The 21,223-nt window shown below is 60.6% G+C and carries 20 protein-coding genes and 1 pseudogene; 15 read left to right on the top strand and 6 right to left on the bottom strand.

Annotated features, from left to right (window positions below; all coding sequences use genetic code 11):
* Nucleotides 1-14: 14 nt before the first annotated feature.
* Nucleotides 15-1,952: a RecQ family ATP-dependent DNA helicase gene (locus ACUN0G_RS00430; protein ID WP_445572465.1), complete on the bottom strand. Its 1,938-nt coding sequence runs from the start codon at nucleotides 1,950-1,952 to the stop codon at nucleotides 15-17.
* A gap of 209 nt (nucleotides 1,953-2,161) precedes the next feature.
* Here ACUN0G_RS00430 and ACUN0G_RS00425 point away from each other — a divergent pair, with 209 nt between their 5' ends.
* The 5 genes and pseudogenes from ACUN0G_RS00425 to ACUN0G_RS00405 all read left to right on the top strand — a co-directional run bounded on the left by ACUN0G_RS00425 (nucleotide 2,162) and on the right by ACUN0G_RS00405 (nucleotide 4,836).
* Nucleotides 2,162-2,332, top strand: coding sequence for a YhfG family protein (locus ACUN0G_RS00425; protein ID WP_017478120.1), 171 nt, complete (start codon nucleotides 2,162-2,164; stop codon nucleotides 2,330-2,332).
* A complete protein-coding gene (locus tag ACUN0G_RS00420) occupies nucleotides 2,332-2,925 on the top strand; it encodes a putative adenosine monophosphate-protein transferase Fic (protein ID WP_445572464.1) in 594 nt (197 codons plus the stop codon). Before ACUN0G_RS00425 ends, ACUN0G_RS00420 begins: the two co-directional genes overlap by 1 nt.
* A gap of 144 nt (nucleotides 2,926-3,069) precedes the next feature.
* On the top strand, nucleotides 3,070-3,396 hold the full coding sequence (locus ACUN0G_RS00415) for a hypothetical protein (RefSeq protein WP_445572463.1): 327 nt from the start codon (nucleotides 3,070-3,072) through the stop codon (nucleotides 3,394-3,396).
* A gap of 168 nt (nucleotides 3,397-3,564) precedes the next feature.
* Nucleotides 3,565-3,933, top strand: coding sequence for a DUF1493 family protein (locus ACUN0G_RS00410; protein ID WP_445572462.1), 369 nt, complete (start codon nucleotides 3,565-3,567; stop codon nucleotides 3,931-3,933).
* Nucleotides 3,934-3,986: 53 nt separating this feature from the next.
* Nucleotides 3,987-4,836: pseudogene (locus tag ACUN0G_RS00405) on the top strand (EamA family transporter).
* Nucleotides 4,837-4,893: 57 nt separating this feature from the next.
* Here the strand turns inward: ACUN0G_RS00405 and ACUN0G_RS00400 are convergent.
* Complete coding sequence (locus ACUN0G_RS00400) at nucleotides 4,894-6,435, bottom strand: phosphoenolpyruvate carboxykinase (RefSeq protein ID WP_017478115.1); 1,542 nt, start codon at nucleotides 6,433-6,435, stop codon at nucleotides 4,894-4,896.
* A gap of 179 nt (nucleotides 6,436-6,614) precedes the next feature.
* Nucleotides 6,615-7,517 (bottom strand): Hsp33 family molecular chaperone HslO, encoded by a 903-nt coding sequence (hslO, locus tag ACUN0G_RS00395; protein ID WP_003213189.1) that lies wholly within the window; start codon nucleotides 7,515-7,517, stop codon nucleotides 6,615-6,617.
* A gap of 125 nt (nucleotides 7,518-7,642) precedes the next feature.
* Between hslO and ACUN0G_RS00390 the strand changes: the two genes are divergently transcribed.
* Nucleotides 7,643-8,443 carry a phosphatase PAP2 family protein gene (locus ACUN0G_RS00390; protein ID WP_445572461.1) on the top strand — a complete coding sequence of 267 codons (801 nt, stop codon included), beginning with the start codon at nucleotides 7,643-7,645 and terminating at the stop codon, nucleotides 8,441-8,443.
* 41 nt (nucleotides 8,444-8,484) lie between these two features.
* Here the strand turns inward: ACUN0G_RS00390 and ACUN0G_RS00385 are convergent, their stop codons facing one another.
* Nucleotides 8,485-8,892 carry an RNA-binding S4 domain-containing protein gene (locus tag ACUN0G_RS00385; protein ID WP_017478112.1) on the bottom strand — a complete coding sequence of 136 codons (408 nt, stop codon included), beginning with the start codon at nucleotides 8,890-8,892 and terminating at the stop codon, nucleotides 8,485-8,487.
* A gap of 116 nt (nucleotides 8,893-9,008) precedes the next feature.
* Here ACUN0G_RS00385 and rimA point away from each other — a divergent pair, with 116 nt between their 5' ends.
* From rimA to rimK, 3 genes are read left to right on the top strand one after another with little or no spacing between them, the layout of a single operon-like run.
* Nucleotides 9,009-9,788: a S6 modification regulatory phosphodiesterase RimA gene (gene rimA / locus ACUN0G_RS00380; protein ID WP_421551609.1), complete on the top strand. Its 780-nt coding sequence runs from the start codon at nucleotides 9,009-9,011 to the stop codon at nucleotides 9,786-9,788.
* A 16-nt stretch (nucleotides 9,789-9,804) separates the two neighbouring features.
* Nucleotides 9,805-10,287 (top strand): retropepsin-like aspartic endopeptidase RimB, encoded by a 483-nt coding sequence (rimB, locus tag ACUN0G_RS00375; RefSeq protein WP_026078048.1) that lies wholly within the window; start codon nucleotides 9,805-9,807, stop codon nucleotides 10,285-10,287.
* Nucleotides 10,284-11,189 carry a 30S ribosomal protein S6--L-glutamate ligase gene (rimK, locus tag ACUN0G_RS00370; RefSeq protein ID WP_010214091.1) on the top strand — a complete coding sequence of 302 codons (906 nt, stop codon included), beginning with the start codon at nucleotides 10,284-10,286 and terminating at the stop codon, nucleotides 11,187-11,189. The genes rimB and rimK overlap by 4 nt, the downstream gene beginning before the upstream one ends.
* A 124-nt stretch (nucleotides 11,190-11,313) precedes the next feature.
* Here the strand turns inward: rimK and ACUN0G_RS00365 are convergent, their stop codons facing one another.
* Nucleotides 11,314-12,627 (bottom strand): ATP-binding protein, encoded by a 1,314-nt coding sequence (locus ACUN0G_RS00365; RefSeq protein WP_003213176.1) that lies wholly within the window; start codon nucleotides 12,625-12,627, stop codon nucleotides 11,314-11,316.
* A gap of 116 nt (nucleotides 12,628-12,743) precedes the next feature.
* Nucleotides 12,744-13,484 carry an osmolarity response regulator transcription factor OmpR gene (gene ompR / locus ACUN0G_RS00360; protein ID WP_003213175.1) on the bottom strand — a complete coding sequence of 247 codons (741 nt, stop codon included), beginning with the start codon at nucleotides 13,482-13,484 and terminating at the stop codon, nucleotides 12,744-12,746.
* Nucleotides 13,485-13,840: 356 nt separating this feature from the next.
* Here ompR and ACUN0G_RS00355 point away from each other — a divergent pair, with 356 nt between their 5' ends.
* The 6 genes from ACUN0G_RS00355 to tauC all read left to right on the top strand — a co-directional run bounded on the left by ACUN0G_RS00355 (nucleotide 13,841) and on the right by tauC (nucleotide 21,209).
* Complete coding sequence (locus tag ACUN0G_RS00355) at nucleotides 13,841-16,165, top strand: Tex family protein (RefSeq protein ID WP_421524614.1); 2,325 nt, start codon at nucleotides 13,841-13,843, stop codon at nucleotides 16,163-16,165.
* Nucleotides 16,165-16,548, top strand: coding sequence for a PaaI family thioesterase (locus ACUN0G_RS00350; protein WP_421524613.1), 384 nt, complete (start codon nucleotides 16,165-16,167; stop codon nucleotides 16,546-16,548). The genes ACUN0G_RS00355 and ACUN0G_RS00350 overlap by 1 nt, the downstream gene beginning before the upstream one ends.
* Nucleotides 16,549-16,762: 214 nt before the next feature.
* Nucleotides 16,763-18,346, top strand: a complete 1,584-nt coding sequence (gene gshA / locus ACUN0G_RS00345; RefSeq protein WP_445572460.1) for a glutamate--cysteine ligase — start codon at nucleotides 16,763-16,765, stop codon at nucleotides 18,344-18,346.
* Nucleotides 18,347-18,606: 260 nt separating this feature from the next.
* Nucleotides 18,607-19,584 (top strand): taurine ABC transporter substrate-binding protein, encoded by a 978-nt coding sequence (gene tauA, locus ACUN0G_RS00340; RefSeq protein WP_003213167.1) that lies wholly within the window; start codon nucleotides 18,607-18,609, stop codon nucleotides 19,582-19,584.
* 18 nt (nucleotides 19,585-19,602) lie between these two features.
* Nucleotides 19,603-20,382: a taurine ABC transporter ATP-binding subunit gene (tauB, locus tag ACUN0G_RS00335; protein WP_258343182.1), complete on the top strand. Its 780-nt coding sequence runs from the start codon at nucleotides 19,603-19,605 to the stop codon at nucleotides 20,380-20,382.
* Nucleotides 20,379-21,209 (top strand): taurine ABC transporter permease TauC, encoded by an 831-nt coding sequence (gene tauC, locus ACUN0G_RS00330; protein ID WP_076018188.1) that lies wholly within the window; start codon nucleotides 20,379-20,381, stop codon nucleotides 21,207-21,209. The genes tauB and tauC overlap by 4 nt, the downstream gene beginning before the upstream one ends.
* Nucleotides 21,210-21,223: the final 14 nt, after the last annotated feature.

The following is a 21,223-nucleotide window of genomic DNA, read 5'->3' as shown; positions in this document are numbered from 1 at the left end:
TCGGGTCAGTGAAGTTACAGGTCGTTCAAATGAGCTTCGGCCCATTCACGCACCTCGGCGTAGGGATACTCCTCCAGCACAGCAAAACCTGGAATCCCTTTCGCCTTCAACTTGGTAAACAACGGCACGCTGATCCCGCCCAGAAACCGGGTCAAACGCTCAGCGCCCGGCAGGTGGCCGTTGTATTCATGATGCCTGTGGATAAATTCACCGCACAGCGCCTGAAAGTTTTTATCCACAAGCGGCGGTAGGCTCGGCGGCGCAGGCAAGTGGGCGACGTTGCCATGGCACACCGAGCAGTGCCCGCACTGCCGGGGCGCGTTTTCATCCCCGAAGTAATGCGCCAGGCGGTAACCCAGGCACTCCTGCGTCGCGAACAGATCCAGCATGGCGTGAATCCGCGCCACTTCCGTCACCTCATGCTGCTTGAAGCCTGTGTATAACTCCGTGCTCAGCACCTGTGGATCAAAGTCGGTATTCAGCAGGGCGTAGACTTCGGTCATCTGCTTGCTTTCCATCTCGATCAGGCCCTGTTCCTGGAAATAATCCAGGGCCTTCACCACCCGACTGCGCTCGGCCTGGTGCTGTTGATACAGCGCGTCGAAGTCCACCGTCGCCCAGGTTTTTGCCCTTTTACAGACCTGGATAATCGCCGCGACAAACTGCTGTCGCTCACCGGAAAAGCGCGCCAGTAGTGCTTCAGGTTCAATCAGATACTTGAATCGATATTCAGCATAAAACGCATAGCGCGGCGCGATCACGCCTTTAAGTTCAAGCTGCACCAGCAACGTCTTGAGCGGCAGTTCGCGGATGTTGCTGAGATCCGAAAGCGAGCGGAGTAAAAACTCCCATTGCCCATCACCACGGGCGGCCTGTATTTCCTCCAGGACGCGGCGAATACCTGCCTGTTCCGGTGTGTCGCCGTACACAAAGTTTTCCAGGATATTCAGGCTGTCGCGGTTGGCCAAAACCAGACAGTCAGACGGCTGCCCGTCACGCCCGGCACGGCCGATTTCCTGGCTGTAGTTCTCGATGGATTTGGGCAGGTCGAAGTGCACCACGTTGCGGATATCACTCTTATCGATACCCATGCCGAAGGCGATGGTAGCGACGATGCAATTGGACTGGCCACCCATGAACCGCTTCTGAATGCCCTCGCGTTTATCGTGGGCCAAGCCCGCGTGATAAGCCTCGGCCTGGATACCGTTACGATTCAAATGCTCGGCAATGTGTTCGGCGGTTTTCTGCAGGGTGACGTAGACGATGCTCGGCTGATTGGCCCGCGCCTTCATCCATTCCACCAGGCGTCGGCGCTTGTCCTGGCCGCTGACGGGCTCCACCAGCAGGTTGAGGTTGGAGCGGTAGAAGCCGGTGGTGATCACATCGTCCGGCGCAATGGCGAACTTGGCCTGCATGTCGGCGATCACCTTGGGCGTCGCCGTGGCAGTCAACAGCAGCGCCTGGGGGATACGGAACTGACGCTGATAGTCCGGCAGCTTCAGGTAGTCCGGGCGAAAGTTGTGGCCCCATTCGGAAATACAGTGGGCCTCGTCCACCACCAGCAGCGAGATTGGCACGCTTTGCAGGAAGTTGCGAAAGCGCTCGTTCTTCAAACGCTCCACGGAAACCATCAGGATTTTCAGCTCGCCCGAACGCGCCCGGGCCATCACGTCATTGGCATCATCGCGGCTTTGGGCCGAGTCGATGCTGCCCGCCGAGATACCGTGGCGCTGCAAGAAACCCAGCTGATCCTGCATCAACGCCAGCAACGGCGACACTACGAGCGTCAGGTGCGGCAGCAGCACGGCAGAAAGTTGATAGCACAGGGACTTGCCGGAGCCGGTGGGAAAAATCGCCGCCGCCGAACGGCCGGCCAGCACAGCGCTAATCGCCGCCTCCTGGCCCAAACGAAACTGTGGATAACCAAAGACCTGTTGGAGGGTGTTGTGCATAAGCTGTCACTCCATTGACCGCTGAACGAGCCCAAAACATAGACCAGCGCATTCAGCGAATCGAGAAAGGTCGCAAGGAAAAAAGAGTCTGGATGATACACAGCCTGGGAAGCGGAGTAGGCACCCGTAAGAAACGTTCCAACCTTACGCAGGACGCATCTCGAAACTCATTGCGCTACAATCAAGCTTCGCACCGAGAGGACGCTGTCATGGCTGAACTGACGTTTGAGCAAAAGCAGGATCACTACCACAAGATCCGCCGTTCCAACTACCTGGCCAGCCTGCGCCTGGAGGGGTTCGACACCCAGCCCGCCGATGTCGACAAACCCCTGCCGACCCGCGAAGCCGTCCTCGCCAAGTACCGCAACACCCCACGCTGATGCTCGACAAATATGGCGTGGGCCAGGACCCGTACTGCTACCGCGGTAGCAGCGTCCTGCGCAACCGCCTCGATTTGTTCGACGAAGAACGCCTGCATCAGGCCGAACGGGAATTGTCTGAAATTGCCGTCGGCAGCCTTCCGCTGTATCCGCCGCCCTACGACCTGGAACGCCTGCAACACATCCACCGCACCCTGTTCGGGGACATCTACGAATGGGCCGGGGAACTGCGTACGGTCAACATCCAGAAAGGCGACACGCTGTTCTGCACACCGGAGCGAATTCCGCCCGAGGCGGCCAAGATCATCCAGCACATGGCGCAGGCCAATTGGTTTGTCGGGGTGACGCAGGCAGAGTTGGTGACGCAAATTGCCGAAGCCTATGGCGACCTCAACGTGATCCACCCGTTTCGCGAAGGGAACGGCCGGGCGCAAAGGATTCTGTTCGAGCAGATCATCGTCAATGCCGGGTTTTCGGTGAATTGGTGGCTGGTGAAGAATGCGGCGTGGATACCGGCGAATATCGACGCGGTGGCGTGTGATTACCGGGGGTTGGAGGCGATTTTTGAGCGGTGTATCAGCACCCCGCGCTAGCCCCGATCGTTCCCTACGCTCCGCGTGGGAATGCCGCCAGGGACGCTCCGCGTCCCGTCATCCGCGCACGACCCAAGCCATGAACACTGGTGACGCGGAGCGTCACGGGATGCATTCCCACGCGGAGCGTGGGAACGATCAGTAATGACCAACTCGACAGCTAATCGCTACCGCTTTCTTACAACCAACGTTACCGAGACATATCCGCTTCTCATCGACACCGAGGCCGCTACCGAAGACATCCAGGCAGCTGCACACCAACGCATCCGTGCCGCTGCCGACCTCCTAGAGACCCTCTCCTGCCTGACCTATGAACAGGCGGACATCAAAGACATTTCCCACATCACCAACGCACTGTATTTGCTGGTCCAGGATGGCTGTGACCTGCTGGAAGTCGCCCAATACGGCATGATGCAACTCACCACCACCGACGCCGTAAAGCGAACACCACCTGAGCAGCCACACAACTAAAAATGTGGGAGCTGGCTTGCCTGCGATAGCGGAGTGTCAGAAAACACCTCTACCACTGACACACCGCCATCGCGGGCAAGCCCGGCTCCCACATTTGACCTGTTTCGTTTGAAGGATCATGGTTCGATCGATAAAGTCAGTCGCCCTGCCCACTCACGCGTAACCACCATGAACCTGGCCCCCAACTTTCCTGAAGACCTTGCCATGCAACAGCTCTTGCAACTGCTGCATGAAGAAATTGGCTTGCCTGAACATAAGACGCTGCGCCTTGAAACCGCCATCAACCTCGACCTGGGATGCGACGGCACCGAAGCCAATCAATTGATGGAAGCGCTGGAGCAAGACTTCGCTGTCGACTTGAACGACTACGACGCTTATCGTTATTTCCAACCTCCCGTCTTCGATGTCTTCCTGAAGCACAGAGCCAAAGGCCGCGGCGACAAAATTCCGCTGACCATCGGCATGCTTTACCTGGCGATCAAGGCCCAACGCTGGGACACGCAAACCCTGGAAAACCGGGCGTACAAAAAACCTTAATTTGATACACCGCTGCCCTCAAAAAATAATAAGGACCTTACATGGACGTACTAATGGGCCTGCTGGCCGCCCTGCTCTGGGGCGGCACGGACTTCCTCGTCGGCCTCAACGCCCGAGCCGTCGGCGTCAAACGCGCGGTGTACTTCGGCCAGGCCCTGGGCTTCCTGATCATGACCTTGCTGCTGGTCATATTCCCGGCGTTCCTCGTCAGATCCCTCGCGGCGCCTTTGAGTGTCTGGCTCCTCGGCGCCGCAGCAGCCCTGCTGACCGTCTCCGGCGCCCTCGCACTGTCCAAGGCCTTCGCTCTGGGCAAAGCGGCCATCGTCGCGCCTCTGGTGACGTCCTACGGCGTGGTGACTACTTTGCTGTCATGGGCCAGCGGCGAACACATCAGCCTGAGCCAGCTCGGCTGCATCGCCTTGTGCGTGGTGGGTGTGATCCTCTCCAGCATCCACAAGGACAACGGCGTGCCTCGCAACAACTCCAGCAGCGCTATCGGCTACGCGATGCTCGCAGCGTTGCTCTACGGCACCAGCTTCTGGGTGCAGGGCCGCTACACCCTGCCGACGCTTGGCCCGGTCACGATGCTTTGGCTTGGGTATTTGGTGGGCCTGTGCGTCCTGGTGTTGATGGTGCTTAAGATCAAAGACGGCCTGAAAGTCCCGCCACTGAAACTGCGCAACGCTGACCGGCGCGAGCCTGATGAACCTCGGCGGGTTCTCGGCGTTCTCGTGGGGTGCAATGGCGGGATCGGTTTCGGTAGTGACCGTGATCAGTACCTTATCTGGCGGGATCGCCGCGATCCTGGGGTTTGTGTTTTTCAAGGAACGACTGTCGGCAGTGCAAGTAACCGGTGTTGTGCTGGTCTTAGTCGGAGCCGTGGTTTTGCACCTCGTCGACTAATTCTTCGCCCACAAAAAAGCCGCCCACTAGGGGCGGCTTTTTCACAACGGCCGAATCTTACAACTTCGGACCCGCAGCCTTGATCGCATCGCTCACTTCAAACTTCTTGAAGTTCTCAACGAACAGACCCGCCAGCGCCTTAGCGGCTTCATCGTAGGCAGCCTTGTCAGCCCAGGTGTTACGTGGGTTCAGCAGGCCAGTCTCGACGCCCGGCACAGCCAACGGCACGTCCAGGTTGATGGTGTCGAGGTGTTCGGTCTCGGCACCAATCAACGCACCGCTCTGGATCGCTGCAATCACGCCACGGGTGGTCGGGATGTTGAAGCGCTTGCCAACGCCGTAGCCGCCGCCGGTCCAGCCGGTGTTGACCAGGTAGACCTTGGAGCCGAAGCCGCGGATGCGCTTGATCAGCAGCTCTGCGTATTCGCCGGCCGGGCGCGGGAAGAACGGCGCGCCGAAGCAGGTGGAGAAGGTCGACTTGATGCCGGCACCCGAACCCATTTCGGTCGAGCCCACCAGTGCGGTGTAGCCGGACAGGAAGTGGTAGGCCGCTTGTTCTTCGCTGAGGATCGAGACTGGCGGCAGTACGCCGGTCAGGTCGCAGGTCAGGAAGATCACAGCGTTTGGCTCGCCACCGAGGTTTTTCTCGGAGCGCTTGGCAACGTGTTCCAGCGGGTAGGCGGCGCGGCTGTTCTGGGTGAGGCTGACGTCAGCGTAGTCGGCGTGCTTGGCGTCATCAATGACGACGTTTTCCAGCACGGCGCCGTGTTTGATGGCTTTCCAGATAACCGGTTCGTTCTTCTCGGACAGGTCGATGCACTTGGCATAGCAACCGCCTTCGATGTTGAACACAACACCTTCGCCCCAGCCGTGTTCGTCGTCGCCGATCAGGTAGCGGCTTTCGTCGGCGGACAGGGTGGTTTTACCCGTGCCGGACAGGCCGAAGAACAGGGTTACGTCGCCGGCTTCGCCAATGTTGGCGGCGCAGTGCATCGGCAGTACGTCGGAGGCCGGCAGCAGGAAGTTCTGCACCGAGAACATGGCTTTTTTCATCTCACCGGCGTAACGCATGCCAGCGATCAGCACTTTTTTCTGGGCGAAGTTGAGGATCACGCAACCGTCGGAGTTGGTGCCGTCACGCTCTGGCACGCATTCGAAGTTGGCCACGTTGAGCACTTGCCACTCTTCACGACCGGCCGGGTTGTACTGGGCCGGGTTGATGAACAGGCAACGACCGAACAGGTTCTGCCAGGCAGTCTGGGTGGTCATTTTCACGGCCAGGTAGTGGTCTTCTGCAGCCCCTACGTGAACGTGGGAAACGAAATGCTCTTGCGCGTTGTTGAAGGCCTCGACGCGAGCCCACAGGGCATCGAACTTGTCGGCCGGGAACTTGCGGTTGATCGGGCCCCAGGCAATGGCAGCCTGAGTGGAAGGCTCTTCAACGATGAAGCGGTCGACTGGCGAACGGCCGGTACGATGACCGGTTTCTACGACCAGCGCGCCGGTATCGGCAAGCACGCCTTCACCGCGCTGCAGGGCTTCTTTGACCAGATCGTCAACACTCAGATCGGTGTATACGGCGTTATTGGCTTGCGTCATGAGGTTCCCCGTCGGCCAGTGGCCGAGTGCTCCAAACGTTTTGTAGTAGAAAGTTGCGCACTACTACCGCGAAAAAAGTGGGCCGGATTATGCCAGAAAAGCCCAAAAAGAGTAGGGCCCTCCGGTCAGAACGGCGGAAATCCGGCGTTTGTCAGGTGATTTACCTGTGCTTAAACGTTTTAGTGGCGGGTGCCTGAAGGGGTGTCTACGCCCGCGCCGGCGAATAATTGAGCAATATCGGCGGCGTCGAACAGGTAGCGCTGGTTACAGAACTGGCAATCGATCTCGATGTTGCCACCGTGTTCCACCACCAGGTCCTGCGCATCTTCCAGGCCCAGGCTGACCAAGGCCGTGGCCGAGCGTTCGCGGGAGCAGCTGCAGTGGAATCGCAGGGATTGCACGTCGAACAGGCGCACGGCCTCTTCGTGGTAGAGGCGGTGCAGGATGGTTTCGTTGTCCAGGCCCAGCAGTTCTTCGGCTTTCAAGGTACCGGCCAGGGCGGTGATATGGGCCCAGCTGTCGGCACGGTCCTCTTCATCCTTGATACGGTCGGCCGGCAGTTGTTGCAGCAGCAGGCCACGGGCACGCTTGCCGTCGGCGTTGAGCCAGAAGCGGGTGCCCACTTGCTGGGACATCACGAAATAGTTGGTGAAGCAGTCGGACAGGGTTTCGCCGTCGAGGTCGACGATGCCTTGGTAGCGCTGGCCAACCGTCGGGTCGACGGTCAGCGCCAGCACACCGTCAGGCATCAGGTCGGCCAGGGTCGCATCTGGGGCAATCCGGTCGGCGTCGTATCGGGCCAGGCCACGGATCTCGCGCTCGCTGGAACATTCGATCATCAATAGCGGGATCGGGCCTTCGGAGCGGGCCTGCAGGATCAGCAAGCCGTCGAACTTCAGGGTGCCTACCAGCAGCGAGGCGGCCGCCATCAGTTCGCCGAGCAATTGTGCAACCGGCTCCGGATAGGGGTGCTTGGCGAGGACTTCGGCATAGCTGCGCTCCAGGGCGACCAGTTCGCCGCGGGCGTCGCTGTCGTCGAAGATGAAGCGTTGGGTGAAGTCGGTATCCGGTAGATCAGTCATAGGTCTGGGTATCTGAATTGATGACAAAATGATGACAACGTTTATAAAATTACACGCTTTAGCACCGTTTTGGTGCGGCCTTCTGCGGGAAAACGAAGCGCTTTAAAGCAAAGAGGAAACAGTTTATGAACAATCCGGGTCTGTTCCAAGCCAAGTGGAACCTCGGGCGCTTGGCCCTGTGTAATTTACTCGCTGTGGGACTCCTGTGTTTTTGGCTCTGGCCGGCGGGCCAGGCGCTCTGCGTAGTTTTCGACGAGTGGCTGTTTCATCTGCTCAACGACCCGTTGGCGAGCAGCTCGACGTGGCTGCATGTGTGGGCGGTGGCGAGTTTGCGACCGTTCGATGCGGTGGTCGGGGTGATTCTGCTGGCCCTGTTGATTCGTGGCGACTGGGTGTTCAAGGCAATTCACGTGCGCCAGGCGTTTTTCGGATTCCTGGGCATTCTGCTGCTGTTGCTGTTTATCCGCATGCTGTTTTCCAAGCTCGCGGCCCAGATGGGCTGGCAACACCATAGCCCGTCGATGGTAATCAGCGGGGCGATTCAGATGAGCGACTATTTCCCGGGCCTTGAGAAGACGTGGGAACTGAAGGACCGCTCCAGCCAGAGTTTCCCGGGGGATCACGCGTCGGTGTTGTTGATCTGGGGGATGTTTATGACGGTGTTTGCCAAACGGATCAGCCAGATTGTGGTGATTTGGGGGCTGGCGCTGCTGTTCATGATGCCGCGGCTGGTGGCCGGCGCGCATTGGGGGCAGGACGATTACATCGGCGGGGTGTTGCTGGCGCTGTTGGCGTTGGGCTGGGGTTACTACACGCCGTTTGCGGCGAAGGTTTCCGGGGGATTGGTGCGGGTGACGACGCCGCTGCTGGATTGGTTTCAGCGGGTACCGTTGGTCAATCGCTTGAGCGTTATCCGCAGCGCTTGAGTGGAAGTTGCAGGAGCCGCCTGGCTCCTGCGGTTTTCCGGTTAATCATCATTGCCACTGCCGCGAAACTTGAACAGGTCGCGCCGCTGTTTCTTACTCGGCTTGCCGTCAGTGGTCATGCCCAGGGAGCCCGCCTTGCGCATGGCCGCCGCGTTTTCGCGCTTGGCGATGCTGGCTTCGGTTTCGGTATACAACGCCTGCGCCTCGGGAGCGCCCTTTCGTACAATTGAAAGCGCCTGGACCACGACGGTTCGCTCATCAAAACCGGCACGAATCTGGAATTCATCGCCGATGCGCGGCTCCTTGCCGGGCTTGCAACGCTCTCCGCGCCAATGCACCTTGCCACTCTCGATGGCCGCTTTGGCCAGGGCGCGGGTCTTGAAGAAGCGCGCCGCCCACAACCACTTGTCCAAACGGACTTTTTCTTCCTCTTCCTGCTTCTGAGCCACTTGAATTCCTCGCTCTGAAAAATGTCGCAACTTTAACGTTGAACCCCTTCAACGCATAAACCCTTGAGCTCACCTAAGATACGCCAGGTAGCATCCTGTTTTCGCGAGGTTAACGCGTGACCGACTTTCCCATTTCACTCACCTCGCCCAAACAAGCCTGTGCGGGTTGCCAGCAAAGCGAACCGCTGGGCTTTGAGTTTGACTTTGCGTATCAGCCTATCGTGGACCTGCGGGACCAGTCGATTTTTGCCCATGAAGCCTTGGTGCGCGGCGTGAATGGTGAGGGCGCGCTGTCGGTGCTGGATCAGGTCAACGACAGCAATCGCTACCGTTTCGACCAGCAATGCCGCACCAAGGCGATCGCCACCGCCTCGACACTGGCCATGCAGACGCACCTTTCAATCAACTTCATGCCCAACGCCGTCTACCGGCCAGAGCTGTGCATTCGCAGCACCCTGGAGGCCGCTCGCGCACACAATTTTCCGCTGGACCGACTGATTTTTGAAACACTGGAAAGCGAGCACGTAGATAACTATCGCCATTTGACGAATATTCTGCGTGAATACCGAGAATTCGGCTTCAAGACCGCCATCGACGATTTCGGGGCGGGCTATTCGGGGCTGAATCTGCTGGCTGATTTCCAACCCGACTTGATCAAACTCGACATGGCGCTGATCCGCGATGTCGACCGTGATCGTGTCCGTCAGGTGATCGTCCGGGGGATTGTCACAATCTGTGAGCAGTTGGGCGTTACTGTCATCGCCGAGGGCATCGAAAGTGCCGGTGAGCGGGACTTTCTCGCCGACTGCGGAATATTCCTGATGCAAGGCTACTGGTTCGCCAAGCCTGCATTCAAAGCCCTGGCCAAGGTATCACCCGACGCCTGGGCGAATTAATTGCCGGTTATTCATATTGAAGACATTTGACCATTTGACCGTTGTGGGTCTGCGTGAGTGGGTGGCACTTCCCGACCTGGGAGTGGCAGGCCTGCGCGCCAAGATCGACACCGGCGCCAGCACCTCGAGCCTGCACGCCACCGAGATCGAGCCGTTTGAGCGCGACGGTGCGAAGTGGGTGCGCTTTACCGCGCACCTGGGCAGCGTGGTGCAACTGCGCCACCGGCGCTGCGAAGCGCCGCTGGTGGCGATGAAAACCATTAAAAGCTCCAACGGCCAGGCCCAGGTGCGGTACGTGATCAGCACCACCCTGGCCCTGGGCGATCGGGTATGGCGGGTGGAATTCACCCTCGCCTGCCGCAAGGCGATGCGCTATCGCCTGTTGCTCGGCTCCAAAGCCCTGATTGACGGCCAACTGGTGGTCAATCCCGGCCTCAAATACGTTCAAGACAAGCCGGTGTTCCCGGTCTCTACTACCTCTGCCACAGGTGTTGCATGAAGATCGCTGTGCTGTCGCGTAACCCGCGTCTGTATTCCACCCGTCGCCTGGTCGAGGCCGGCACCGAACGTGGCCATGAGATGGTGGTGATCGATACGTTGCGCGCCTATATGAACATTGCCAGTCATAAGCCGCAGATCCACTACCGGGGCAAACCGCTGGAAGGTTTCGATGCGGTGATTCCGCGTATCGGTGCTTCGGTGACGTTCTATGGCTGCGCGGTGTTGCGCCAGTTTGAAATGATGGGGGTGTTCCCCCTGAATGAATCGGTAGCCATCGCCCGTTCGCGGGACAAGCTGCGCTCGTTGCAGTTGCTGTCGCGCCGTGGCATTGGTTTGCCGGTGACCGGCTTTGCGCACTCCCCGGATGACATTCCCGACCTGATCGACATGGTCAATGGCGCGCCCCTGGTGATCAAGGTTCTGGAAGGCACCCAAGGCATCGGCGTGGTGCTGTGTGAAACCGCGACAGCGGCCGAGTCGGTGATCGAGGCGTTCATGGGCCTCAAGCAGAACATCATGGTGCAGGAGTACATCAAGGAGGCCGGCGGTGCAGATATCCGCTGCTTCGTGGTGGGCGACAAGGTGATTGCCGCGATGAAGCGCCAGGCCAAGCCGGGTGAGTTTCGCTCCAACCTGCACCGTGGCGGCAGCGCCAGCCTGATCAAGATCACCCCGGAAGAACGCATGACGGCCCTGCGGGCAGCCAAGGTCATGGGGTTGAGTGTGGCGGGTGTGGATATCTTGCGCTCCAACCACGGGCCGCTGGTGATGGAGGTGAACTCGTCACCGGGCCTGGAAGGGATTGAGACCACCACCGGCAAGGATGTGGCGGGGATCATCATTCAGCATCTGGAGAAGAATGGTGGGCCGAATATGACCAGGACCAAAGGCAAAGGTTGAGGACTCCCAACCTGTAAAGCACCGCAAAACCAGTGTGGGAGCGGGCTTGCTCGCGAAGGCGGTGGATCAGTCAACATTTCTATGGACTGACCCACCGCCTTCGCGAGCAAGCCCGCTCCCACATTTAGACCGCGTCCCTGGGCAACATCAGCCCCAACGGCAAGCGAACCCGTGCTTCCAAACCGCCATCCGGCCGGTTACGCAATTCGACATTGCCGCCATGCATCGAAGCAATCCGCCGCACAATCGCAAGCCCCAGGCCCGTACCTTTGCCGCCCCGGGCACGATCGCCACGGGTGAACGGGTTGAAGATGCCTTCCAGCTCTGCGGGATCGATACCGGCGCCACGGTCCATGACACTCAGCACCACATACGGCGCGCTGGTATCCCCGGAAACGTAGGCCGCCACTTCCACATCGGAACCGGCGTGATGCAGGGCGTTGCCAATCAGGTTGTTCAGCAGGCGTTTCATCGAGACCCGACGCAACGCGAACGGCTGGATCGGTTCCAGGCGCATCCGCACCTGCTCACCGTTCTGGTTGTAGGGCGCCACCACCTCACGCACCAGGTCCGTCAGGTCGACTTCTTCCACTACCTCGTCGCGACCGTCGCGGATAAACGCGAGGAACTGATCGAGAATCGCGTCCATGTCCTCGATATCGCGGACCATGTCGTCGGTAAGGTCGGTGTGGTTGCCCATCAGCTCCAGGGAAAGCCGCAAACGCGTCAATGGCGTGCGCAGGTCATGGGACACCCCCGCCAGCATCAGCTCGCGCTCGCGCCCCGCCTGTTCGACATCCTCGGCCATCTGGTTGAACGCGCTGTACACCTCGGTCATTTCACTCGGCGTGTCGCTGATGGGCAGCCGCACACTACGGCCCTGACCGAGCTGGCGTGCAGCAAACACCAGGCGTTTGAGCGGCTGGTTGAGCTGGCGCACAAAAATCCAGGCAGACGCGGTGGAAAGCAAACCAATTGCCAGGAACCAGCCCAGCACGTTCCAGATCTTCTGCCCCCGCAGTGGATGCGGGTACAGCGGCACCTTCAGCCAGTCCTCCCCCAGGCTCGGGGCCCGCACCCACAGCGCCGGCGACACATGCATGCGCAGCCGTACCTCGGTGTCCTCACCCAGTTCGGCCTGCATCTGTCGTTGGTAGATTTCGCTGTAGGGCCAATGTTGCTCGCCCTCGGGCACGCCCGCACCTGCGACCCGGACCAGGGTGGCAGCCTTGGCGATCTTCTCGCGGTTCTCGGGGTCTGCGGCCCAGTAGGCGCGCAAGGTCAGGGCGACACCGTGGCTGTACTGCCGGTCCACCAGCACGTCTTCGTTCATCAACAGATAAACCAGTGTCAGGGCCTTGGAAAACAGTACGACGATGAGCACCAGCCAAAGGGTGCGTGAGAAAAAACTTTGGGGGAACCACAACGGGGTTTTCATAGAAGACAGCTAGACACCTTGCAGGAGCGAGCGAGGCTCGCAGAATTGCAAACGCCGGGCAACCGGCTGACTCTTATCGAGTCAACACCGGCGAGCCCGCTTCTGCAAATCATCGGTCACTTGGTTGCAGTGCCATCCGGCACAAACACGTAACCCACACCCCACACCGTCTGGATATAACGCGGCTTGGATGGATCGGGTTCGATCATCCGGCGCAGACGGGATATCTGTACGTCGATGGAGCGCTCCAGGGCGTCCCACTCGCGGCCACGGGCCAGGTTCATCAGCTTGTCACGGGTCAGCGGCTGGCGAGCGTTCATCACCAGTGCCTTGAGCACGGCGAATTCGCCGGTGGTCAGCATGTGCACTTCATCGCCACGCTTGAGCTCACGGGTGGCCAGCGACAGCTCGTAGTCACCGAAGGTCACGCTTTCGTCTTCGCTGCCTGGGGCACCCGGTACCGGGGCGGCCTGGCGACGCAGTACGGCCTTGACCCGCGCCATCAGCTCATCCGGGTTGAACGGCTTGGCCAGGTAATCGTCGGCACCCAGTTCCAGGCCCTTGATACGGCTCAGCTCATCGCCCTTGGCGGTCAGCATGATGATCGGGATCTGATTGTTGGCACCGCGCAGGCGTTTGCAGGCGGTCAGGCCGTCTTCGCCGGGCAGCATCAGGTCCAGCACCACCAGGTTGAAGACTTCACGTCCCAACAGGCGGTCCATCTGTTCGGTGTTTGGCACCGCGCGTGCGCGATAGCCCTTGGAGTTGAAGAAACGCTCCAGCAGGCTGCTCAGCCCCGGATCGTCATCAACGATGAGAATTTTTTCGCCTTCAGCAGTTTGTGCAGTGCTGCTCATTAGATGCTCCTCTTATCTCGGCGCGCATTATGGCGTAGCTGCCGTTATACGCACCGTGTGCATTGTTAGCAGATTTTTCCTCTACCGCCAGCGAACCCGCGCCCTACAACCTTGGCGGCAATCCCCCCAAGGGCGGAACGCTGGTTATAATGCGGCGCCTTTGTGCAGGGCAACGTCAGTTCGTTACCGTTTACTGCCAGGGGATTTTTTCACCCGCTTGTAGTGATTTTTTCGATTTCGAGGGTCAATAGGCTGCCTCTTGACCCAGGCAGCGGCGCCAGTCGGGCCGCTCAACCAGCCTCGCAAGCCTTGTTTTCCGGGCCTGCGAGCCTGCTTTCAGAATTTCAGGTGGTTTTATGGACAGCATCAACAGCCGCATCGCCGAGGAACTCGGTGTACGCCCACAACAGGTCGAAGCGGCCGTCGCTCTACTGGATGAAGGCTCCACAGTGCCCTTCATCGCCCGTTACCGTAAAGAAGTCACCGGCAGCCTCGATGATATCCAGTTGCGGCATCTGGAAGAGCGCCTGCGCTACCTGCGAGAACTCGACGAACGGCGTATCAGCATCCTCGCCAGTATCGAAGAGCAAGGCAAGCTGACCCCGCAACTGGAACGCGACATCAAGCTCGCCGACACCAAGACCCGCCTCGAAGACTTGTACCTGCCGTACAAGCAGAAGCGCCGCACCAAGGGCCAGATCGCCCTGGAAGCCGGCCTCGGCGAGCTGGCAGACGGCCTGTTCAACGACCCGTCCCTGGCCCCGGAAACCGAAGCTGCACGTTTTGTCGATGCCGAAAAAGGCGTCGCCGACGTCAAGGCCGCCCTCGAAGGCGCCAAGTACATCCTCATGGAGCGCTTCGCGGAAGACGCCAACCTGCTGGAAAAACTGCGCAATTACCTGAAGCAGGAAGCCACCCTCAGTGCCCGCGTGATCGCCGGCAAGGAAGAGGAAGGCGCCAAGTTCCGCGACTACTTCGAACATGATGAGCCGCTGAAAAGCATGCCGTCCCACCGCGCCCTCGCGATTTTCCGCGGTCGCAACGAAGGCATCCTGAGCTCCGCGCTGAAAGTCGGCGACGAGCTGCCAGGCACCATGCACCCGTGCGAAGGCATGATCGGTCAACAATTCGGCATCCAGAATCAGAATCGTCCTGCGGACAAGTGGCTCAGTGAAGTCGTGCGCTGGACCTGGAAGGTCAAGCTCTACACCCACCTGGAAACCGACCTGCTGGGCGAGTTGCGCGACGGCGCCGAGACCGAAGCCATCAGCGTATTCGCCCACAACCTGCACGACCTGCTGCTGGCCGCACCCGCCGGCCCACGCGCAACCCTGGGCCTCGACCCGGGCCTGCGCACCGGCTGCAAGGTTGCCGTGGTCGACGCCACCGGCAAGCTGCTGGATCACGCCACAGTTTACCCCCACGTGCCACACAACAAGTGGGACCAGACCATTGCGATCCTGGCCGCCCTGTGCGCCAAGCACTCGGTGGACCTGATCGCCATCGGCAACGGCACCGCCAGCCGTGAAACCGACAAGCTGGCCGCCGAGCTGATCAAAAAATACCCAGGCATGCAGATGACCAAGGTGATGGTCTCCGAGGCCGGCGCTTCGGTGTACTCCGCGTCTGAACTGGCGTCCAAGGAATTTCCGGACCTCGACGTGTCGATCCGTGGCGCCGTGTCCATCGCTCGCCGCCTGCAGGACCCACTGGCCGAGCTGGTGAAGATCGATCCGAAATCCATCGGCGTCGGCCAGTACCAGCACGACGTGTCGCAGCTGAAACTGGCACGCGGCCTGGATGCGGTAGTGGAAGACTGCGTGAACAAGGTCGGCGTGGACGTGAACACCGCCTCGGTAGCGCTGTTGGCCCGGATCTCCGGCCTCAACACCACCCTGGCGCAGAACATCGTGACCCACCGCGATGAGAACGGTGCGTTCAAGACCCGCGCAGCACTGAAAAAAGTCGCACGCCTGGGCGAAAAAACTTTCGAACAGGCCGCCGGCTTCCTGCGCGTCATGAACGGTGACAACCCGCTGGACTCCTCGGCCGTCCACCCGGAAGCCTACCCGCTGGTGCAACGCATCGCCGCTGAAACCGACCGTGACATCCGCTCGCTGATCGGCGACGCCGCGTTCCTCAAGCGCCTGGACCCGAAAAAGTACACCGACGAAACCTTCGGCGTACCGACCATTACCGACATTCTGCAAGAACTGGAAAAACCTGGCCGCGACCCGCGTCCCGAGTTCAAGACCGCCGAGTTCCAGGACGGCGTCGAAGACCTCAAGGACCTGCAACTGGGGATGATCCTCGAGGGCGTCGTCACCAACGTGACCAACTTCGGCGCGTTTGTGGATATCGGCGTGCATCAGGACGGTTTGGTGCATATCTCCGCGCTTTCGGAGAAGTTCATCAAGGACCCGCGCGAAGCGGTGAAAGCCGGTGACGTGGTCAAGGTCAAGGTCATGGAAGTCGACATCCCGCGCAAACGCGTCGGCCTGTCGATGCGCATGAGCGACACCCCAGGCGAGAAAATCGACGGTGCCCGCGGCGCACGCCCAGGCTCGGCGCCACGCCAGTCCCAAGGCAGCGCACCCCGCAAGGAAACCACTGCGCCAGCCCCGGCCAACAACGCCATGGCTTCGCTGTTCGCCAACGCCAAACAACTGAAGAAACGTTAATGGAACTGCCAGCCGGCTTGACCCACAGCGCTTTCAGCGAACTCATTGGCTGCCGCCTGCAACGCCTGGAAACCGGGGTTGCAGAGGTGGCCATGACCCTGGAGCCGCAGTTGCGCAACCGCGCTGGCAAGCTCCATGGCGGGGCGATCTTCAGCCTGGTGGACATTGCCATGGGGCTGGCCTGCTCCAGCTCCCATGGTTTCGACCAGCAGAGCGCGACCATCGAATGCAAGATCAACTACATCCGCGCCGTTTCCGAGGGCGATGTGCTGTGCACTGCCCGGGTGATTCACCCGGGTCGGCGCACGCTGGTGGTCGAGGCGGACGTGTACCAGGACGAAAAACTGGTCGCAAAAGCACAAGGCACCTTCGCTGTCCTATAGCTCCCTGTCATCGATTTGAGTTAATTTCGGCGCTTCGAAAGTTGCGCCGAACTTTTCCTCGTGCGCGATAGCCAGAATCAGGGACGAGGGCGGCTCTTTCAGAGTGGGTCAATCCGGCTCGAAAACCAGGCGATAACGCCAGTTTCCACTTCACCCTTGTAGACCGTCCTGCCCACCCCCATATTGGGGCGACTGACGCGTGAAGGAATCCAACTTGAGCGAACTTCTCAACCGCCGCCTGGCCCTGCTCGGCAAGCACGAACACCTCTCTTTGCTCGAGCAATGCCTGCACGGCATCGAGCGCGAATGCCTGCGCGTCACCGGTGAAGGCCGACTGGCACAAACGCCGCATCCCGAGGCGCTGGGCGCTGCACTGACCCACGAACAAATCACCACCGACTATTCCGAGTCGCTGCTTGAGTTCATCACCCCGGCGTTGGCCAACCCGGCCGATACCTTGAGCAGCCTCGACAAGATCCACCGTTTTGCCTACAGCAAGCTCGGCAACGAGTACCTGTGGAGTCCATCGATGCCGTGCCCGTTGCCGGCCGAGGAAGATATTCCGATTGCCTACTACGGCACCTCCAACATCGGACAGCTCAAGTACGTGTATCGCAAGGGCCTGGCCCTGCGGTACGGCAAGACCATGCAGTGCATCGCCGGGATCCACTACAACTTTTCCCTGCCGGAAGAGCTGTGGCCGCTGCTCAAGGAAGCCGAAGGCTTCGTGGGTACCGACCGCGACTACCAGTCCACCGCCTATATCGCGCTGATTCGCAACTTCCGCCGCTACAGCTGGCTGCTGATGTACCTGTTCGGCGCCTCGCCGGCCCTGGACGCGGGTTTCCTGCGTGGTCGCTCGCATCAGCTGGAAGTGCTGGACGCCGAAACGCTGTACCTGCCATACGCCACCAGCCTGCGCATGAGCGACCTGGGTTACCAGAGCAACGCCCAGGCCGGCCTGACGCCTTGCTACAACGACCTGGCGAGCTACACCGACAGCCTGCGCACAGCGGTGGCAACGCCCTACGCGCCGTACGTCGAAGTCGGCACCCATAAGGACGGTGAGTGGGTACAGCTCAACACCAACATCCTGCAGATCGAAAACGAGTACTACTCCAACATCCGGCCCAAGCGCGTGACCTACACCGGCGAGCGGCCGATCCAGGCGCTGATGGCCCGTGGCATCCAGTACATCGAAGTGCGCTGCCTGGACATCAACCCGTTCCTGCCGATGGGCATCGACTTGCAAGAGTCGCGCTTCCTCGACGCGTTCCTGCTGTATTGCGCGCTGAATGACAGCCCGCTGTTCGCCGACAACGAGTGCGGCAACGCCACCTCCAACTTCCTTAGCGTGGTCAAGGAAGGTCGCCGTCCGGGCCTGCAATTGCAGCGCCGTGGCGAATCGGTGGACATGAAGGAATGGGCCGCCGAGTTGCTGGAGCAAATTGCTCCGTTGGCAGCCTTGCTGGACCAGAGCCAGGGCATCAATGAACACAGCCAGGCGCTGGACGCCCAGTTGGCGAAGGTCAAGGATTCGTCCCTGACCCCGTCGGCCCAGGTGCTGGCGGCGATGAGCGAGCGTAAAGAGAGCTTTGCGCAGTTCTCGTTGCATCAGAGCCAGGTGCATGCCGAACACTTCCGCAGCGAGCCGTTGAAGGCTGAGGAACAGGCACGCTTTGAAGAGCTGGCGCGTAATTCGCTGGCGCAACAGGCGGAGCTGGAGCAGAACGAAGTGGGCGATTTTGACGTGTTTGTCGGGTCGTACCAGGCGAGCATCCTCGCCATCAGCAACTAAAAGCCTGACACAAAACCCTGTGGGGGCCGGGCTCTTGTGGGAGCCGGGCTTGCCCGCGATGCAGGCGCCGCGGTATTTCATTAGTACCGAGTCGATGCTATCGCAGGCAAGCCAGCTCCCACATTTGGCCCATGCGCCTTCTAGCCTGGCGCTCAAGTTTCTCCTCATAAGCTAATTCGAAAAGGTTATTTATTTTCGGATTCTTAGATCATTTAGTCTTCTCACACGCCGACCTCCGGCCGCCTGATGAGGACCTCCCCTTGAAACTGCACTTCCCCCTTCGCCTCTTGGCGGCATTGTCCCTGGCCGGCGCCAGCCTGTTTGCCCAGGCCGCCGACGTCACCATCGCTTACCAGACCACCGTTGACCCGGCGAAAGTCGCCCAGGCCGACGGCGCTTACGAAAAAGCCACCAACGCCAAGATCGACTGGCGCAAATTCGACAACGGTGCAGACATCATCGCCGCCATCGCTTCCGGCGACGTGCAGATCGGCTACCTGGGCTCCAGCCCGCTGACCGCTGCCGTGACCCGCAAGGTCCCGGTAGAAACTTTCCTGATCGCCACCCAGATCGGCGGCGCCGAAGCCCTGGTGGCCCGCAACGGTTCCGGGATCAACAGCCCGCAGGACCTGATCGGCAAGAAAGTCGCCGTGCCGTTCGTTTCCACCGGCCACTACAGCCTGCTGGCCGCGCTGAAGCACTGGAACATCGACCCCTCCAAAGTGACCATCCTCAACCTCGCGCCGCCGGCCATCATCGCCGCCTGGAAGCGCGGTGATATCGACGCCACCTACGTATGGGACCCGGCTCTGGGCGTAGCCAAGGAAAACGGCAAGGTGCTGATCACCTCCGGCGAACTGGCCAAATTTGGCGCACCGACTTTCGATGCCTGGATCGTGCGTAAGGATTTCGCCGAGAAGCACCCGGAAATCGTCACGGCTTTTGCCAAGGTCACCCTGGACGCCTACGCCGCTTACCGCAAAGACCCACAAGCCTGGCTGGCGGACAAAGGCAACGTCGACAAACTGGTGAAGCTCTCCGGGGCCAAAGCCAGCGACATTCCGCTGCTGCTGCAAGGCAACGTCTACCCGCTGGCGGCTGACCAGGTGACCCTGCTCGGCGCACCGACCACCAAGGCCGTCACCGACACCGCCGCGTTCCTCAAGGAACAGGGCAAGGTCGACGCCGTACTGCCGGACTACGCCCCGTACGTCAGCCCGAAGTTCATCACTAACTGATACCAGGAGTTCACCGCGATGGCCTTGCTACAACTGGAGCGCATCAGCGCACAGTACCCAGGCAGCCCGGAGCCCGTACTGGCCGATATTTCCCTGAGCCTTGGGCCCCAGCAATTGCTGGTAGCCCTCGGCCCTTCCGGCAGTGGCAAGACTTCGTTGTTGAACCTGATTGCCGGCTTTGTCGAACCCAGCGCCGGGCGCATCACCCTTGATGGTGTGCCGGTAAAAGGACCGAGCGCCGAACGCGGCGTGGTGTTCCAGGACGACGCCCTGCTGCCCTGGCAGGACGTGCTGGCCAACGTCGGCTTCGGCCTGGAACTGGCGGGCGTACCCAAGGCCCAGCGCGAAATCCGCGCTCGGGAAATGCTCGCCCTGGTGGACCTCGCCGGCTTCGACGGCCGCCGCATCTGGCAACTCTCCGGTGGCCAGAAGCAACGTGTGGGCTTGGCCCGCGCGTTGGCTGCTGACCCGCGCGTATTGCTGATGGATGAACCGTTCGGCGCCCTCGATGCCTTCACCCGCGAACAGATGCAGGAACTGTTGCTGCAAGTCTGGCGGCGCACAGCCAAGCCGGTGTTCCTGATTACCCACGACATCGAAGAAGCGGTGTTCCTCGCTACGGACCTGATTCTGCTGGCGCCCAATCCCGGCCAGATCGTCGAGCGCCTGAGCCTGGACTTCGGCCAGCGCTACGCCGCCGGGGAGTCTGCACGGGCGATCAAATCCGACCCGCGCTTTATCGAAACCCGCGAACACGTGCTGGGCAAGGTGTTCTCCCAACGGCAGGTGTCCGCATGAGCAGTTACGAATTACCGGCCACCCGCACCGCGCAAACCCCGGTGGTGCCGGTGCGCCGCAGCCTGAGCACCCGCTGGATCAGCGTGCTCACCCTGGTGACCCTGGTTGCCATTTGGTGGGCCGTGACCGCCAGCGGGCTGATCGAGCCGCTGTTCCTGCCACCGCCTTCGGCCGTGCTGCAAAAGGGCTGGCTGCTGGCGACCACTGGCTACATGGACTCCACCCTGTGGCAGCACTTGGGCGCGAGCCTCAAGCGTATCGGCCTCGGCCTCGGCTTTGCCGTGCTGACCGCCGTGCCGGTGGGGATTGCCATCGGCTCCAACCGCATCGCCCGGGGCATTCTGGATCCGCTGATCGAGTTTTACCGCCCGATCCCGCCGCTGGCTTACCTGCCGCTGATCGTGATCTGGTGCGGCATCGGCGAGCTGTCCAAGGTGTTGCTGATCTACCTGGCGATTTTTGCGCCGATCGCCATCGCCACCGCCACCGGCGTACGCACTGTCGACCCGGCCAAACTGCGCGCTGCGCAGTCGTTGGGCGCGACACGGGCACAGCTGATTCGTCACGTAATCCTGCCGAGCGCCCTCCCCGACATTCTCACCGGCGTGCGGATTGGCCTCGGTGTCGGCTGGTCGACGTTGGTGGCCGCCGAGCTGATCGCCGCCACCAGCGGCCTGGGCTTTATGGTGCAGTCCGCCGCGCAGTTTCTGGTCACCGATGTGGTGGTGCTGGGCATCCTGGTGATCGCATTGATCGCCTTTGCGATGGAAATGGGCTTGCGTGCCCTGCAGCGCAAACTGGTGCCGTGGCATGGCCAGGCACACTAAGCATTTTTCGACGA

The sequence above is a fragment of the Pseudomonas sp. 32A genome (assembly GCF_052682255.1).
The sequence above is the reverse complement of the archived record's forward strand: the minus strand, read 5'-3'. Positions and strand labels throughout refer to the sequence as shown.

Bases quoted from the DNA above. Each gene is read 5' to 3' on its own strand.
- tauB (WP_258343182.1), top strand. From the start codon at position 19,603: ATGGCCTTGCTACAACTGGAGCGCATCAGCGCACAGTACCCAGGCAGC.
- rimK (WP_010214091.1), top strand. From the start codon at position 10,284: ATGAAGATCGCTGTGCTGTCGCGTAACCCGCGTCTGTATTCCACCCGT.
- ompR (WP_003213175.1), bottom strand. From the start codon at position 13,484: ATGAGCAGCACTGCACAAACTGCTGAAGGCGAAAAAATTCTCATCGTT.
- ACUN0G_RS00365 (WP_003213176.1), bottom strand. From the start codon at position 12,627: ATGAAAACCCCGTTGTGGTTCCCCCAAAGTTTTTTCTCACGCACCCTT.
- ACUN0G_RS00420 (WP_445572464.1), top strand. From the start codon at position 2,332: ATGCTCGACAAATATGGCGTGGGCCAGGACCCGTACTGCTACCGCGGT.
- hslO (WP_003213189.1), bottom strand. From the start codon at position 7,517: ATGACTGATCTACCGGATACCGACTTCACCCAACGCTTCATCTTCGAC.
- ACUN0G_RS00410 (WP_445572462.1), top strand. From the start codon at position 3,565: ATGAACCTGGCCCCCAACTTTCCTGAAGACCTTGCCATGCAACAGCTC.
- ACUN0G_RS00415 (WP_445572463.1), top strand. From the start codon at position 3,070: ATGACCAACTCGACAGCTAATCGCTACCGCTTTCTTACAACCAACGTT.
- ACUN0G_RS00400 (WP_017478115.1), bottom strand. From the start codon at position 6,435: ATGACGCAAGCCAATAACGCCGTATACACCGATCTGAGTGTTGACGAT.
- ACUN0G_RS00430 (WP_445572465.1), bottom strand. From the start codon at position 1,952: ATGCACAACACCCTCCAACAGGTCTTTGGTTATCCACAGTTTCGTTTG.
- ACUN0G_RS00350 (WP_421524613.1), top strand. From the start codon at position 16,165: ATGGAACTGCCAGCCGGCTTGACCCACAGCGCTTTCAGCGAACTCATT.
- ACUN0G_RS00390 (WP_445572461.1), top strand. From the start codon at position 7,643: ATGAACAATCCGGGTCTGTTCCAAGCCAAGTGGAACCTCGGGCGCTTG.
- ACUN0G_RS00425 (WP_017478120.1), top strand. From the start codon at position 2,162: ATGGCTGAACTGACGTTTGAGCAAAAGCAGGATCACTACCACAAGATC.
- tauC (WP_076018188.1), top strand. From the start codon at position 20,379: ATGAGCAGTTACGAATTACCGGCCACCCGCACCGCGCAAACCCCGGTG.
- ACUN0G_RS00355 (WP_421524614.1), top strand. From the start codon at position 13,841: ATGGACAGCATCAACAGCCGCATCGCCGAGGAACTCGGTGTACGCCCA.